This window comes from Pseudoalteromonas aliena, assembly GCF_038155085.1.
In the GTDB taxonomy this organism is placed as follows: domain Bacteria; phylum Pseudomonadota; class Gammaproteobacteria; order Enterobacterales; family Alteromonadaceae; genus Pseudoalteromonas; species Pseudoalteromonas aliena_A.
Genome location: NZ_JBAKAU010000008.1, coordinates 72,847 through 88,002 on the forward strand (window position 1 = coordinate 72,847; position 15,156 = coordinate 88,002).

15 protein-coding genes are annotated in these 15,156 nt (G+C 38.0%); 3 read left to right on the top strand and 12 right to left on the bottom strand.

Going from position 1 to position 15,156, the window contains the following annotated elements; all coding sequences use genetic code 11:
- Window position 1: 1 nt before the first annotated feature.
- From pilV to murJ, 9 genes are all read right to left on the bottom strand, one after another.
- Window positions 2–562 (bottom strand): type IV pilus modification protein PilV, encoded by a 561-nt coding sequence (gene pilV, locus V6260_RS09770; RefSeq protein ID WP_341593890.1) that lies wholly within the window; start codon window positions 560–562, stop codon window positions 2–4.
- A 120-nt stretch (window positions 563–682) separates the two neighbouring features.
- Window positions 683–1,384 (bottom strand): LytTR family DNA-binding domain-containing protein, encoded by a 702-nt coding sequence (locus V6260_RS09775; RefSeq protein WP_341593891.1) that lies wholly within the window; start codon window positions 1,382–1,384, stop codon window positions 683–685.
- Window positions 1,381–2,415 carry a sensor histidine kinase gene (locus V6260_RS09780; RefSeq protein WP_341593892.1) on the bottom strand — a complete coding sequence of 345 codons (1,035 nt, stop codon included), beginning with the start codon at window positions 2,413–2,415 and terminating at the stop codon, window positions 1,381–1,383. Before V6260_RS09780 ends, V6260_RS09775 begins: the two co-directional genes overlap by 4 nt.
- Window positions 2,416–2,454: 39 nt before the next feature.
- Complete coding sequence (gene ispH / locus V6260_RS09785; protein ID WP_341593893.1) at window positions 2,455–3,384, bottom strand: 4-hydroxy-3-methylbut-2-enyl diphosphate reductase; 930 nt, start codon at window positions 3,382–3,384, stop codon at window positions 2,455–2,457.
- Window positions 3,384–3,824 carry an FKBP-type peptidyl-prolyl cis-trans isomerase gene (gene fkpB / locus V6260_RS09790; protein ID WP_104643094.1) on the bottom strand — a complete coding sequence of 147 codons (441 nt, stop codon included), beginning with the start codon at window positions 3,822–3,824 and terminating at the stop codon, window positions 3,384–3,386. Before fkpB ends, ispH begins: the two co-directional genes overlap by 1 nt.
- The gene (gene lspA, locus V6260_RS09795; RefSeq protein WP_058548524.1) at window positions 3,821–4,321 is read right to left on the bottom strand and encodes a signal peptidase II; all 501 of its coding nucleotides are present in this window, start codon (window positions 4,319–4,321) and stop codon (window positions 3,821–3,823) included. The genes fkpB and lspA overlap by 4 nt, the downstream gene beginning before the upstream one ends.
- Window positions 4,322–4,333: 12 nt before the next feature.
- Complete coding sequence (gene ileS / locus V6260_RS09800; RefSeq protein ID WP_341593894.1) at window positions 4,334–7,162, bottom strand: isoleucine--tRNA ligase; 2,829 nt, start codon at window positions 7,160–7,162, stop codon at window positions 4,334–4,336.
- A gap of 29 nt (window positions 7,163–7,191) precedes the next feature.
- Window positions 7,192–8,118 (bottom strand): bifunctional riboflavin kinase/FAD synthetase, encoded by a 927-nt coding sequence (ribF, locus tag V6260_RS09805; protein WP_341593895.1) that lies wholly within the window; start codon window positions 8,116–8,118, stop codon window positions 7,192–7,194.
- 84 nt (window positions 8,119–8,202) lie between these two features.
- Entirely contained in the window at window positions 8,203–9,741 is a 1,539-nt protein-coding gene (murJ, locus tag V6260_RS09810) for a murein biosynthesis integral membrane protein MurJ (RefSeq protein WP_425355707.1), read from the bottom strand.
- Between the two features lie 296 nt (window positions 9,742–10,037).
- On the opposite strand from murJ, the gene rpsT reads away from it, so the two are divergent.
- Window positions 10,038–10,298, top strand: a complete 261-nt coding sequence (gene rpsT / locus V6260_RS09815) for a 30S ribosomal protein S20 (RefSeq protein ID WP_002958225.1) — start codon at window positions 10,038–10,040, stop codon at window positions 10,296–10,298.
- Between the two features lie 231 nt (window positions 10,299–10,529).
- On the opposite strand, the gene V6260_RS09820 is transcribed toward rpsT, so the two are convergent.
- Window positions 10,530–10,916: a response regulator gene (locus tag V6260_RS09820; RefSeq protein ID WP_341593897.1), complete on the bottom strand. Its 387-nt coding sequence runs from the start codon at window positions 10,914–10,916 to the stop codon at window positions 10,530–10,532.
- A 489-nt stretch (window positions 10,917–11,405) separates the two neighbouring features.
- Here V6260_RS09820 and V6260_RS09825 point away from each other — a divergent pair, with 489 nt between their 5' ends.
- Window positions 11,406–11,651: a hypothetical protein gene (locus V6260_RS09825; protein WP_341593898.1), complete on the top strand. Its 246-nt coding sequence runs from the start codon at window positions 11,406–11,408 to the stop codon at window positions 11,649–11,651.
- A gap of 384 nt (window positions 11,652–12,035) precedes the next feature.
- Here V6260_RS09825 and V6260_RS09830 read toward each other — a convergent pair whose 3' ends face one another.
- Both V6260_RS09830 and V6260_RS09835 read right to left on the bottom strand, forming a co-directional pair.
- Window positions 12,036–12,176 carry a hypothetical protein gene (locus V6260_RS09830; protein WP_341593899.1) on the bottom strand — a complete coding sequence of 47 codons (141 nt, stop codon included), beginning with the start codon at window positions 12,174–12,176 and terminating at the stop codon, window positions 12,036–12,038.
- Window positions 12,177–12,260: 84 nt separating this feature from the next.
- Window positions 12,261–13,181, bottom strand: coding sequence for a glyoxylate/hydroxypyruvate reductase A (locus tag V6260_RS09835; protein ID WP_341593900.1), 921 nt, complete (start codon window positions 13,179–13,181; stop codon window positions 12,261–12,263).
- 129 nt (window positions 13,182–13,310) lie between these two features.
- Between V6260_RS09835 and V6260_RS09840 the strand changes: the two genes are divergently transcribed.
- On the top strand, window positions 13,311–15,017 hold the full coding sequence (locus V6260_RS09840; RefSeq protein WP_341593901.1) for a lysophospholipid acyltransferase family protein: 1,707 nt from the start codon (window positions 13,311–13,313) through the stop codon (window positions 15,015–15,017).
- Window positions 15,018–15,156 lie beyond the last annotated feature (139 nt).

Genomic DNA, 15,156 nt, shown 5'->3' on the forward strand with positions numbered 1-15,156 from the left:
ATTAGCTCCTAAGGTATATATAACTAGTCAAGACAACTAACCGTCGCTTTTTGTTTGCGGTCCCGCATACGACAGCGTTTGTTGCATCGTTAGCTTTAAATTCTTGTCGCCCCTGCCAAGATACAATAACTTCAATGTTAAATGCCTTTCCGCCAGAAGTTCCTACAGATTCAGGGTTAATACAAACTGTAGCGTCGTCGAGTGTTCCTGTATTTTCACGCGCTCTAATTGCACGCTTCCACTGCTCTAAATCGAGTGACGCAATTTGCGCAGGACTGCAAGTATTAAGAAAACATGTTGTTGATGATTTTTTCGCAGTTTCACTGGTAAATGTTTGTTTATATAAGGTAGCTAATTGGGGAGTGTCATTAGCACGAATGCGTTGAATAATATCATTACCTAAAGCAACAGCTGCCGCTCGTTGCATTGAATCAAAACTTGCTTGTTTGGCTTTTGCTTGTAGCGCAACGGCACCTAACAAGCCAAAACTTAAAATGATAAATGCGATTAATACTTCAATTAAGGTGAAGCCTTTTTGCACTTTAGTTTGAGATAATTGCATAATCAACCAAATAATGAATACTTGATTATAAGTCTATGCGATAAAAAAATAGATTCAACTAGTAGTAGGATGAACGGTTAAATCTGTTGATAAATGGTTAACAAAAGCTAAAAACGTATGCTAAAGAATACTCCTAACTGTTTTTAATTCCCTTCTACTTACTGGTAAATAGTCTACACACCCTTGCAACTCTATCGCATGACTGCCATTTTTTAGAGAGTGTAAAGCTAATATTTTATTTCTATTAACTAACGTGTTGCGGTGAACTCGTAAAACGAAGGCGGGGTAAAGTATTTCTAACTGCTTCAAACTTTTATCAATTAAAGCTTCACCACCTTCAAAAACCATTGTTGTATACTTTTCTTGCGTATAAAAATAATAAACATCCTGTATTTCAACGCTTTTATATGAGCCAGCCAATTGGTAACTTATTTTAGTAGTTTGCTTCTTTTTAAAATGTACTTTATTTAAACGCCCTACCTGTCTGAGTAACTTTTGCAACGATTCCTCTGAAATAGGTTTAACTAAATAACCTGCTGCACTTAATTGTAAAGCATCTAGTGCATATTCTGGGTAGGCAGTAATAAAGACAACAGCTGGGGGCACGCTTAAACTATTAAGCTCATTAGCTACTTGTAATCCATTCATGCCTGGCATATCGACATCTAAAAAAATCAAATCTGGGACTTGCTTTTTAACAAGCGCTAAGGCTTCATTACCGTTACTTGCCTCTCCTTGCACAACGATACTTTGCTCATGCTCTAACAAACGGATTAAGCGCGACCTCGCAAGAGGCTCATCATCAACAATGAGTACATTCATACACTGCTCTCAATAAGTTTAGGAATAACTACCTTAACTCTAAACACACCATTTTTATTCGTAATTGTTAGCCGCGCTTTATTTTTATAATAAATACTTAATCGCTGACGAATATTCTCAAGTGCCATTCCATTATTAGGCCTAGTTTGAGTATTAAAATTTGATATAGGATTAGAAACAATTATGGTTATATAGCCGGTAGTGATATGTAGCTCTACTTTTATTTCAGCACCATGCTCACTTGTTTCAACGCCATGGCATACCGCATTCTCAATTAATGGCTGCAGAGTTAAGCAAGGAATATTTAATGCTGGTAGCTCACTGGGTATTTGCCAATCAATACTTAAGCGGTTACCAAAACGCCATGTTTCAAGTGCTAGATATTGCTTACTCAGCGTTACTTCATCGTCAAGAGATACATTTTTCCCTGATTGCATTGCAGCCTGCGATAAGGCGGCTAATGCTAGAATGGCTTGTTCTGCCGCATCGGCGTCATGATGAGTAAGCTCTGCAGCAGTGTTTAAACTATTATATAAAAAATGAGGACGTATTCTAGCTTGTAAGGCATTAAGTTCGGCACGAGAAAGTGCTTTAGTTTGCTGCTCTTTTTCAAAATGTATTAATAAAAATTGAACGAATAAAGCCGCCAATAAAGCCACTATAATACAATTACGAAGTGTAAAATAAATCAGGTTATTTATATCATCTATATCAAAAGCAAAATGAGAAAATAAAATACTAAAAGTACATGTAGATAATAAAAAAAAGACAAAAAACAAACTCAATTGAAAAGTTTGAGTATATTTTTGTAAGAAAAATCTACAAAAATATAAAGAAGATGTACCACCTAAAACAATTAAATGTAAAAACAAACTAATTATTCCAAGTCTTAGCCAAATATTACCATCTACATTGGGGGCAAAAGCTAAAACAACTGCAATAACTTGGGAAACAATAAGTGTGGCTAATACACCTCGCTCATTAAAAAGAGCCGAAAAAAGCAAACCATCATTTTGTAGTGATTTGCTCATAACGATTCTCCTTTAATTTAAATGCTAAATGTATTTAAATTAACGTAGCTCAACAGGAACAGCAAATACAATATTTTCTTCTTCACCTGGATTCTCTATTACCTGCTTGCCACCTAACTCTTTTAAACGCTTGATTACCTCTTGCACAAGCACTTCAGGCGCAGATGCTCCTGCTGTTACACCTACCGACTTTGTATCTGTAAACCATTGCTCTTGAACATCAGTAGCATCATCAATTAAATAAGCAACGGTACCCATTTTATCGGCAAGTTCGCGTAAACGATTAGAGTTAGAGCTATTTTTAGCACCTACAACTAAAAGCACATCAACCTTATCAGCTAGGTCACGAACGGCATCTTGACGATTTTGCGTTGCATAGCAAATATCATCTTTACGAGGTCCGTCAATTGATGGAAACTTATTGCGTAGTGCGTCAATAACATCTGCTGTGTCATCAACTGAGAGTGTTGTTTGGCTGCAATAAAAAAGATTTTCAGCATTTTTTACATTAAGCGCAACAACATCATCAACCGTTTCAACAAGATAAATACCACCAGCTGGGTTATCGTATTGTCCCATAGTACCTTCAACTTCAGGGTGACCATGGTGACCAATTAAAATACACTCAATGCCCTTACGGCTAGCACGTGTAACTTCCATATGCACTTTAGTTACAAGCGGGCACGTTGCATCAAATACTTTTAAATCACGACGCTTAGCTTCATTACGAACAGCTTGTGATACCCCATGTGCACTAAAAATGACAATGCTGTCGTCAGGTACTTGATCAAGCTCTTCAACAAATACAGCACCACGAGTTTTTAGACCATCAACAACATACCTGTTATGCACTACTTCATGGCGAACATAGATTGGCTTTTCAAAAATATCTAAAGCACGCTCAACAATACTAATAGCACGGTCAACACCCGCACAAAAGCCGCGAGGATTAGCTAATAATATTTCCATTAACCTTCTACCTCAATAATATCAACTTCAAACGTTAAACGCTGGCCAGATAAAGGGTGATTAAAATCAATCGTTACCGACTCACCTTGCACTTCGCGGACTAAACCAGGAAGTTCAGTGCCATCAGGTTGAGTAAACGCAATGATCGCACCTACTTGAGCTGGTGTTTCTGGGCCAAACTTACTACGGTCAACATAGTAAATATTATCTGGATTTGGTTGCCCAAATGCATCTTCTGGTTCAAGCTCAAATGTTTTACTTTCACCAGCTGTTAACCCCAACAGGCATTTTTCAAAGTTAGCAGTTAAGCTACCATCGCCCATAGTCAATTTAGCTGGCTTGTTATGAACCTTTGTAGAGTCTGCGGCAGAGCCATCTTCTAACTTAATAGAAAAATGAAAAATAACTTGCGAGTTTTCACCAATTACAGCTTGGCTCATGCTTTATGCTCCTTCGGACTTTCGCCTGTAAAGGCATCAAATAATAATAACGCGGCACCAATACAAATAGCGCAATCAGCAATATTAAATACTGGAAAGTGTGACTTATCGTAAAATACATGGATAAAGTCAATTACATAACCATAAGCTATACGGTCATATAAGTTACCTATGGCGCCTGCAAGTACCAACGCATAAGCACTGCACAATATTTTGTTTGTAGCTGGTAACCGCTTAAGCCACCAAACAAGTAACCCACTAATGGCAATAGCTATAAAGCTTAAAAACCAACGTTGCCAACCACCTGCTTCACTTAAAAAGCTGTAGGCTGCGCCATAATTATGTACGTAAGTAATACTAAAAACAGGCAGTAAATTTATAGACTCTTGATAAGCCATGGTATTCACAACTAGTGTTTTACTGGCAAAGTCTATTACTAACAGTAATAGACTCAACCAAAGCCACACTAAACCACTTTTTTGGGCTAGTTTGCTCACTGAGTAAAGCTCCTAAGCGAATTGACGCTTTTCACCTTCGCCATCAACATTACTTACGCAACGGCCACAAATTTCAGGGTGAGCAGGGTCAATTCCTACATCGTCGCTGTAGTGCCAACAACGCTCACACTTAGCTGCATCTGTTGCTGCAACGCTAATGTATAGACCTTCAATTTCTGTTGCTTGCGTATCTGCTGGTTGGCTATCAACCTGCTTAACGTTTACTGCTGATGTTAACAATACAAAACGAAGCTCATCACCTAGTGAAGCAAGTGTGCTTGCAAGGTCTTTATCCGCAAATAAATTAACTGTTGCTTGTAGTGTTGCACCAATTACTTCTTCTTTACGTGCAGCTTCTAACAAGCGGTTTACTTCATCGCGTACATTTAAAATTGCTTGCCAGTCATCGTTACTAAACTGACTGCTCGTTGGTGCTTGTAAGCCGTCGTACCATACCGATGTAAATACGTAATCACTGCGCTCGCCTGGTAAGGCTTCCCAGATTTCTTGTGCTGTAAAGCTCATAATTGGCGCCATCCAGCGCGTCATAGCTTCTGCGATATGGTAAAGCGCAGTTTGACAAGAGCGACGCGCATGGCTTTCGCTTTTAGCTGTGTACTGACGGTCTTTAATTACATCTAAGTAAAACGAACCAAGTTCACCGGTACAGAAGTTCATTAGCTTTTGCGTTACTAATAACATTTGGTAGCTATCGTAAGCGGCTAAAATCTCGTCTTGTAACTGTGCTGCACGACCAACAATCCACTTATCAAGCTCAACCATGTCATCTACAGCAACTTGATCAGTTTTAGGATCAAAACCATTTAAGTTAGCTAATAAGTAACGGCTAGTGTTACGAATACGACGATATCGATCCGCAGAGCGTTTGAATATTTCATCAGACACAGTCATTTCTGCCGTGTAATCGGTAGAAGCAACCCACAAACGTAAAATGTCAGCACCAAGCTTATTCATTACATTTTGCGGAGAGATAACATTGCCTAGTGACTTAGACATTTTACGACCGTTTTCATCAACGGTAAAACCATGCGTAAGTACTTGCTTATATGGTGCATGTCCATTAATCGCAACCGATGTCATCATTGATGACATAAACCAACCACGATGCTGATCAGAACCTTCAAGGTATAAATCAGCTGGGCCAACTAAGTCTTCACGTGCATCTACTACACATGCGTGCGACACACCTGAATCAAACCATACATCTAGCGTATCTTGCACTTTCATGTATTGCTTAGCATCTTCTTCGCCAAGTAAAGTCGCTGGCTCTAGGTCATACCACGCTTGAATACCTGACTTTTCAACAAGCTCTGCAGCTTGCTCGATAAGCTCTTGGGTATTTGGGTGTAAAGCACCGGTGTCTTTATCAACAAATAAAGCAATTGGCACGCCCCATGTACGCTGACGAGATATACACCAATCAGGGCGGCCTTCAACCATGTTAGAAATACGGCTTTCGCCCCATTCAGGCAACCACTGTGTATTTTTGATTTCTTTAAGAGAATCTTGACGTAAATTAGCCTGATCCATGCTTACAAACCACTGCGGTGTAGCACGGAAAATTATTGGCGTTTTGTGGCGCCAACAATGCGGATAACTGTGTGTAAGTGAATGATGATGTACTAATGCACCACGCTCTTTTAATACTTCAATTACGCTCGCGTTTGCTTTAAATACATGCTGACCTGCAAAAAGTTCAGTATCTGGTAAGTACACACCATTTGCACCAACAGGGTTAGCGACTTCAAGGTTGTAATTTAAGCCTGCCACGAAATCTTCTTGACCATGACCTGGCGCAGTGTGCACCACACCTGTACCTGAGTCAGTAGTAACGTGTTCAGCAACAATCACAGGTACATTAAAGTCATAAAAAGGATGCGCTACTTGCAAGTTTTCAAGTACAGCCCCTTTTACGTAACCTAAAACGTGGTAATGATCAAAGCCAAAACGGTCCATTGCATCTTTAACAAGTTCTGAGCCTAAAATTAAACGCTGCTGTGCGCCTTCATCTTCAACTTGCACAAGCGCATATTCTAAATCGGCATGAACAGCAACAGCACGGTTTGCAGGAAGCGTCCATGGCGTTGTTGTCCAAATAACAGTGCCAACACTACCTTGGCCTTCATGGCCTTGAGCTAGGTCAAACGCATTTACTACTGCGTCTTGGTCAGCAAAAATAAAGCGTACATCAATTGCTGGCGACTGTTTATCTTGATATTCAACTTCTGCTTCTGCTAATGCAGAGCCACAATCTGTACACCAATGTACAGGCTTAGCGCCTTTGTGTAAGTGACCGTTTTTAATAATACGACCAAGCACACGAATTGCATTCGCCTCAAAGTCAAAGTTCATTGTTAAGTAAGGCTTATCCCAATCTGCGAATACGCCTAAACGTTTAAAGTCTACTTTTTGACCTTCAACTTGCTTTTTGGCGTACGCACGGCATTTTTCACGAAACTCACTCGCCGTAACTTTTACACCCGGCTTACCTACTTTTTTCTCAACCATTAACTCAATTGGTAAACCGTGACAGTCCCAACCAGGTACATAAGGCGAATCAAAGTCTGATAAAGTTTTAGACTTAACAATAATATCTTTTAAAATCTTATTTACTGAGTGGCCTAAGTGGATGTCGCCATTTGCATACGGAGGGCCGTCATGCAAAATAAAGGTCTTTTTACCCTTTTTAGCGCTGCGAATTTGACCGTAAAGGTCGTCTTCATACCATGCTTTAAGCATTTTTGGTTCACGTTGTGCCAAATTGCCACGCATTGGAAACGGTGTTTCCGGTAAATTCAAAGTATGTTTATAGTCGCTCATTTATCCTACATTCCGTATCTATCGGCTGCCTAATTTAAACCAAAACACTGCTTAGCGGCGGCAACATCTGTTGTTATTTGCGCCGTGAGTTGTGTTAATGTCTCGAATTTTTTCTCATCGCGGAGTTTTTGTATTAACTCCACGTGCATAAATTGTCCATAAATGTCTTGTGCAAAATCAAAAAGATGAACCTCTAAAAGTGCACGTGTTCCATTAAATGTGGGTTTGTTGCCTATATTTGCAACCCCAAAAATTTGTTTACCTGCAATTGTAGCTTGCACAGCAAACACACCATTAACAGGGCAAACTTGGCGCTTAAGCGCTATGTTTGCTGTTCTAAATCCAAGCTCACGGCCTCTTTTCCAGCCATGTATTACGCGCCCAGAGATAGCGTAGTCGTGGCCAAGCATCACTTTTGCACTGGCTAAATCACCAGCAGCTAATGCTTCACGAATCAATGTGCTGCTCACTCTAGCATTTAACTGGCGAAAACTCGCTGTGCTTTGCACATCCATTCCCGCCTTATTACCCATATTAACGAGTAAATCAAAGTTGCCTTTACGCTGCTGCCCAAATCTAAAATCATCACCTACGGTTAATGCTTTAACCCCGAGTTTTTTTATAAGTATGTCGCTTACAAACTGTTCTGCTTGCATATTTGCAAATTGCTGATTAAAGCTAATACAAATAACACGCTCAATGCCTAAATCGCTCAATAAACGCAACTTATCACGTAATCTCGTAAGCCTTGCTGGGGCATTGTTTTTAGCAAAAAACTCTTGAGGCTGAGGTTCAAAAAGCATTACTGTGCTTGGTAAGTTGTGCGCTTTAGCATCTGCTAACAAACCTTTTAATACTTGTGAATGACCTAAGTGAACACCGTCAAAATTACCAATAGTCAGCACACATCCAAAGTGATTCGCCCGAATATTGTGTATACCTCTAATTAACTCCATGCCACCTAAAGCCTTTTTTTCAGCGAGTATTATCACGACTTATACCAAGGAAAAGCCACAAGGCTGCCGATTATAATCTTTTTTTTAGTTTGATTCAGTAATTGCTACACTTTTTATCGTATTTAGTCTTACACCCATTAAAAAGAGCATCGCAAAGTAGCTAACTCCAGCTAATGCCACAAGGGAAATTAGCAATATAACTTGCTGCGTAAATGCCCAAGAAGCCCAATAATAGCAATTACTTACATACCATGTAACACAACCCATAACTATACTTGCAATAATACACTTTATGGTGAAGCGCCAACTCATAGAAGAAAACTGATAAACCTTTTCTATTTTAAGCTGCCTGTAAAGTAAAAACGCGTTGCAACTAGCCGACATTGATGTAGCAAGGGCTAATCCTAAGTAACCTATAAAAGGCGCCAATATAATGTTAAATACCATATTTAGCACAAGAGTTATAATACCAATACGTACGGGCGTTTTAGTATCTTGACGGGAATAAAAGCCCGGTGCGAGCACTTTAATCAACATAAAGCTAACTAACCCTACTGAATAGGCAACAACACCTAAACTTACCGCTTTTACATGATCAACACTATCCCCTTTAAAAGCACCATGATCGAATAACACCGTAATTATAAGTGGGCTAATTATCATTAGGCCAACCATTGCTGGTATGCCTAAAAATATTACAAAGCGAACTCCCCAATCGAGTGTATGCTGAAAGTCACTGAGTTTTTTACTGCTGTGTAATTTAGAAAGTGCGGGTAAAATAACCGTGGCAATACCAATTCCAAATAAACCAAGCGGAAACTCTATTAGCCTATCTGAGTAATAAAGCCATGCTATAGAGCCTGTCATTAATAGTGAGGCTATCATGGTATCTAACAATAAATTAATTTGGCTTATCGATACGCCAAACAATGCAGGAAGCATAAGCTTACGCACTTTTTTAACATTCTCGTCTTGCCAAGCCCAGCGTGGGCGCGCCAACATTTTAGCGCGATATAAAAATGGCAATTGAAACAACAATTGTACAATACCACCCGCAAATACGCCTATAGCTAGGGCGTATGCACCAACACTAAACTTATCATGTAAAAAGATAGCGCAAGTAATAATAGAAACATTAAGCAAAACAGGTGTAAAGGCAGCAACAGCAAAACGGTTATACACATTCATTACCGCACCACTAAGTGCAACTAAGCTTACAAAAAATAAATAAGGGAATGTAAGTTTAAGTAGTGAACTTGCAAGTTCAAATTTTTCGGTATTTGCTCCGCCCTGCCACCAATCTATAAACCACCCGGTACCAAATAATGCTGCAATAACAGGGGAAGCAACAACACCTATAATAGTAACAATCAGTAAAATAGTTCCTAATGTGCCTGCAGCTTGCGCTACAAAAAGTCTGACCTTGTCGTCACCTTGCTGTTCTTTAATTTCACTTAATACAGGTACAAATGCTTGTGCAAAGGCACCCTCTGCAAATAAACGGCGTAAAAAGTTAGGAATTCGATTAGCAAATAAAAAAACATCAGCTGCTGCACTTGCGCCTAGTAAATTAGCAACGACAGCATCCCTAACAAGCCCTAATATACGCGATACCATAGTCATGCAGCTAACAATCATACCAGAGCGAAATAAACCTTTTGACACCTTAAACCTACTTAAAAACTCTCCAAGATAAGTGATTATGCCACAGTCTTTTTTATAAATCGCTTTAAAGCACTAGGCTGGGAGTCTGTGCTTTGTTACAATGTCAATATTAACTGCTAAAGCGGCAAATTGATGTTCGTTATAAGGAGCAGTTTTTCTTGAATTGTTAAAATTACTTTGACATTCATGATAAAAACAGGCATATTCCACGGCCTTTAATTTAAGCTTTATTTTAAGATTGTTAGGAGCAAACCTTGGCTAACATCAAGTCTGCAAAAAAACGCGCTATTACTAGCGAAAAAAACCGTCAGCACAACGCAAGCCGTCGTTCAATGATGCGCACTTACTTCAAAAAAGTAATTGTTGCTATTGAAGCGGGCGATAAAGAAGCTGCACAGCAAGCTTTTTCTGTTGCTACACCTATCCTAGACCGTTACGCAACTAAGGGTCTAATCCACAAAAACAAAGCAGCTCGTCACAAGAGCCGTATAGCAGCTAAAATCAAAGCTCTATAATTTGTTTTTGATAGTATAAAAACCGGCTTTTGCCGGTTTTTTTTTGTTTTAATTTTAAATATATCTTAAGTCAATTCGCTTAATTAAGTGGTCTATTTTGAGATAAGATAACTGTGACGATAACAAGGCAAAAATTTCGCTATTTAATTGCCCTCTATCAGAACTATTAACGAAGTTAGCGTCAGGTTTAACCCTTCAAATTGGTTAGGTATTATTGCGGACTAGTGTTAGTTATTGCACACTTTCTAAATCCGGGTAAAACTTCTTAAGTATTGCTGCTATTTTTTTAGGTGTAAATGGCTTTACTATAAACCCTTTGGCACCTTTATCGATTGCATCTTTAACATTCTCTATACCTGAATGGGCCGACACCATCACCACATTTGTCTCAGGACATAACTCATTGATTTGTGCAATTAACTCTTTGCCATCTCCGTCGGGTAATTCTATATCTAAAAAGATGATATTATAATTTGCAGTTTTGCACTCACTAATGCATTGTGAGGCTGTAGATGCTTCTCTTACGTTATCTATTCCTAAATGCATAAGCGTTTGACTTAAAAAGCTACGCACAGTGCTAACGTCATCTACAATTAAAATTGATAGCTGCGTATTCATCTTTGTTCCTCTTAGGCTGTAAACTAGCTATAAGTTATCATAACTGGTACACAAATTGACTTTATTATTGAAACCACACAAAAAATAGATTTGTTTTATTTCTAAAATAAAAAGATCCAAATTAAAAAGTATATTTAAAAATATTTCAGCAACACAATCTACTTTACTCCAGCAATTTTAGTTTTAATGAGCCATTTTATCCATCTATAAAAATTACAGCGAGTAAAATAAAAACACTAACAGATAAACCCTTTCATTTGTAAAGTCGGTAATGCTCACACTAATAAATCACCATCTAACCACATCATTTAAAGACACAGATAAATAAAAGAGTTATTTTATATTATTACTAATGGCTTTCCTGTGTGGAACACACACTTAACCATCAAAAAAACTAATCTGAAATTTTAAAATTACTTGGTTGAAAGGTGTGCAAAATATCAACATAATGGCGCTCCTTTTTTCAACAACTGAACTATTGAAACGACCATGCTAAACGAGCTAGATTGGCTTTTAAACACAACACTACTTGCACTAGGTTTAGGTGCATTCTTTATTAACCAGATAACATTACTGCGCGTTGCCGCCGTTAGTGCTTGTGGTTTATTATTCTTATCATTTAGCTTAGATCTTATGTCCTCGAGTGTTATTTCAAATATGAGTTTAGTGCTGATCAATACTTTCTATCTGTTCAAGGTTTATACATTTGGACAATTTAATGCAACTCAAAATTAACAATTTACCCTTAGAATATTTAATAGCCTAGCATTGCTAGGCTATTTATATTAAAAGTGGCCAAGCGGAATTATTTGAATCAAACACTACAATAAACTTTAAAGCAAAAGTGGTTCAATAACCCCCAACAAAGTTTAACTAAATCACAATAGATGCGAGCTATGATTTACATAGTCCGCTTTACGAAATGTACGTAATGTGCAATTCAATTTATGAACGGTTGCAGCTATAATATTGAAATTAAAAACAAGCTAAGTATCCAAACAGATACTAATGATTTGAGATAAGAAAGTGTGTTAATAGAGTAGAAACTTTAACGTACTCAGCGCTAAGATTAACTCTTCAAATGGATCAAGAGTAACTGCGCACTTATAATGATCTAAGTTAATCTCTGGCTACCTGTACGCTTTCATTATTAGAAGGGGAGGATTCTGCACTTGCTTGATTAAACCAAGCTGAAACACCTAGAATAATGATTGTAATAACCACTACGCTTAATTTAACACCACTTTGAGTAGACTTCATAAACCCTCTTTATAATTTTTATTTTGAGAATAACCTAAACAATAATAAAAATTACATATGTTAACAAGCTATTTATTAAATTATTTAATAGCCCTCCATTCTATCCACTCGATTATTTAGCGCCAAACCTTGATTCAAACATTCGATATTTTTTACTATTTGCTCAATAATACTGTTTAAATCAGATAAAGCAGCGCAATGAGGAGTAAGTGTAATTTTTGGATGGCTCCAGTATGGATGTGAACCGACTAATGGTTCATGCTCAAATACATCAAGCGTAGCACCACGTAAACTTTCATTATTTAATGCATCTAATAAATCTTGCTCAACAACATGACCACCTCGTGCCGCATTAATGACAACAGCACGTGGAGGCAGCTTTGCCAACATTGAGTAATTTATGATGCCTTTAGTTGCCTTTGTAAGTGGTAGTAAGCAGACGAGATAGTCAATGTCAGGAAGCATCCGTTCAAGCCCTTCAGCACCATAAAACATACTAACATTATCAGGAGTCTTATTATTTCGAGCCCAAGCACTTACTTTAAAACCATTATTTATAAGCTTTTTCGCACATGTTTTTCCTAATTCACCAAACCCAAGTATCCCAACATGCTTATTATTGTGTGCCCGCTTGGGCTTCCATACCTGCTGCGTTTGTTTAATATAATACTCTTTCAAGCGTAACTTTTGCGCCAACACATGTGTAAGTACATACTCAGCCATGTCCTCTGCTAATTGTTCGTCAACAATGCGTACAACTTCGACATATTCAGGTAATAATGTTAAGTCGATACTATCTATACCGGCACCAAATGACGACACGGCCTTTAAATTAGGCAGCTGTAACCACATAGATTCTGGCGCTTTCCATGCAAGTACAAAATCCACGTTATTTACATTTTTGCAATCAGGCCACTGCTCTATTAATGTACTTGGTAGTCTCTCTTGTAACTTAGTTATTAATTTTGTGTTGTCACGCCCTGTTATAGCAATCAATATCGACATAAATTCTCCTAAGAATACAAAGTTGATAAGTTAACACTTTAAAAAGTCACACAACTGCAAAGTGATTGTCACACCCTTTTTTTAACCTTACGCATAGCGCGAATAAACCAAATTGAATATGAGGTTAATATGATAAGTGTTGATAAAGTAATTGCTGCAAACTTACCACAACTAGAGAACTCTCCAAAAGTAAAAGGTTTAGTCAAAAAAGGGTTAGGCTACTTATTGCATGAACAAGAGTTTGTCGCCTTTGGTGATACATACCCTCACCTACAAGGATTAGAGTTTGTTGAGCAAGTACTTGATGAACTCAATTTTGATACACGTTATAAACCTAAACAGATAGAGCATATTCCTGACGAAGGTAAACTAGTTATAGTGGCCAACCACCCTATCGGTTCATTGGATGCTTTAGCACTTATTAAAGTACTTTCAACAGTAAGACAAGATTTAAGAGTAGTCGCAAACCGCATGCTAATGTCGGTTACCCCAATGCACTCAATTTTGCTCCCCGTAGATAACTTATCTGGTATGAGTAAAAAGCAGGAGCTTAGCAATATACAAAACCACTTGAAAGATGGAGGCGCATTACTTATATTTCCAGCAGGAGAAGTATCACGTTTAGGACCTACAGGCATTAAAGACTGTAAATGGAATAGTGGCTTTTTACGTATGGCTAAAAAAGCAAATTGTCCCATTTTACCTATTTTTATTAAGGCCAAAAACAGTCCTCTTTTTTATGGTACTTCAATGATCTACAAGCCATTGGCAAGTTTATTATTAGTGACAGAAATGTTTAAGCAACGCCAAAAATCTCTAGAATTCGAAATCGGTGCTTCTATCCCGCCAGAATCTTACTTAATTGAAAACCTTAAAGATAAAGAAATTGTAAATCTGATCCGCAAGCAGCTCTATAGGCTTCCAACAAAAAAAGCGCTGCCGCTAAAAACGCAAACACCTATTGCGACTCCCGAATGCAGGAAAGAACTGAAAAAAACAATTGAACAGTGCCAGCTACTAGGTAAAACTCAAGACGGTATGCACATTCATTTATATCAATATACAGGTAGCTCACCTATTTTTAGAGAGTTAGGGCGCCTCAGAGAAATTGCATTTAGAGCTGTAGGAGAAGGAAGCGGTAAGCGTCGTGATATAGATAAGTATGATATGGATTATCAACACCTTGTACTATGGGATCCTATGCAATTAGAGCTCGTAGGTGCCTATCGACTAGCCTGCGCACAAGAAATAATACAAAAACATGGTCGCGAAGGGTTATATACTGATAGTTTATTTTCTTATACCGATGCTATGACTCCTTATCTACACCAGGGGATTGAACTTGGTAGGAGCTTTGTACAACCTAAATATTGGGGTAGAAAAAGCCTTGATTATTTATGGTATGGTATTGGTGCTTTTATAAAAAACTATCCTCAATTCAGGTACCTATTTGGCGCTGTAAGTGTATCTAGTACACTTCCCGAGCAAGCAAAGTCCATACTTATTTATTACTATCAGCATTATTATAAAAGTAGCATTGAGCTAGCCACGCCTAATAATGAGTTTAAATTAACTGAGCAACAACTAACCCAATGCCATAGTCTTTTTAATGGAAGCGATGTTAAAGAAGATTTTGTAGAGTTAAAGCACGTACTTGCTAATCTGGGGGCTCAAGTCCCTACTTTATTTAAGCAATATACGGAGCTTTGTCAGCCTGGCGGGGTACAATTTTTAAGCTTTAGTATTGACCCTGATTTTAATAATTGTATCGATGGGTTGGTATTGGTCGATCTTAAGAGTGTAAAAGAAAACAAAGCGAAGCGTTATCTAGATTAATTACAAAATTCAACTGAGTACTTTACACCCTAAAAAGTACTTAGTGTATATTTCATTTTTTATAAATACTTTCTCAAGTACCGCGGTATAAATACCTTTAATTTTAACAAGATCACTGATCGAGACATATTTATTAGCC

What these genes read in the sequence shown, in the direction of transcription:
- pilV (WP_341593890.1), bottom strand. Translation starts at nt 562, where the DNA reads ATGCAATTATCTCAAACTAAAGTGCAAAAAGGCTTCACCTTAATTGAA.
- V6260_RS09775 (WP_341593891.1), bottom strand. Translation starts at nt 1,384, where the DNA reads ATGAATGTACTCATTGTTGATGATGAGCCTCTTGCGAGGTCGCGCTTA.
- V6260_RS09780 (WP_341593892.1), bottom strand. Translation starts at nt 2,415, where the DNA reads ATGAGCAAATCACTACAAAATGATGGTTTGCTTTTTTCGGCTCTTTTT.
- ispH (WP_341593893.1), bottom strand. Translation starts at nt 3,384, where the DNA reads ATGGAAATATTATTAGCTAATCCTCGCGGCTTTTGTGCGGGTGTTGAC.
- fkpB (WP_104643094.1), bottom strand. Translation starts at nt 3,824, where the DNA reads ATGAGCCAAGCTGTAATTGGTGAAAACTCGCAAGTTATTTTTCATTTT.
- ileS (WP_341593894.1), bottom strand. Translation starts at nt 7,162, where the DNA reads ATGAGCGACTATAAACATACTTTGAATTTACCGGAAACACCGTTTCCA.
- ribF (WP_341593895.1), bottom strand. Translation starts at nt 8,118, where the DNA reads ATGGAGTTAATTAGAGGTATACACAATATTCGGGCGAATCACTTTGGA.
- murJ (WP_425355707.1), bottom strand. Translation starts at nt 9,741, where the DNA reads ATGACTATGGTATCGCGTATATTAGGGCTTGTTAGGGATGCTGTCGTT.
- V6260_RS09820 (WP_341593897.1), bottom strand. Translation starts at nt 10,916, where the DNA reads ATGAATACGCAGCTATCAATTTTAATTGTAGATGACGTTAGCACTGTG.
- V6260_RS09825 (WP_341593898.1), top strand. Translation starts at nt 11,406, where the DNA reads ATGCTAAACGAGCTAGATTGGCTTTTAAACACAACACTACTTGCACTA.
- V6260_RS09830 (WP_341593899.1), bottom strand. Translation starts at nt 12,176, where the DNA reads ATGAAGTCTACTCAAAGTGGTGTTAAATTAAGCGTAGTGGTTATTACA.
- V6260_RS09835 (WP_341593900.1), bottom strand. Translation starts at nt 13,181, where the DNA reads ATGTCGATATTGATTGCTATAACAGGGCGTGACAACACAAAATTAATA.
- V6260_RS09840 (WP_341593901.1), top strand. Translation starts at nt 13,311, where the DNA reads ATGATAAGTGTTGATAAAGTAATTGCTGCAAACTTACCACAACTAGAG.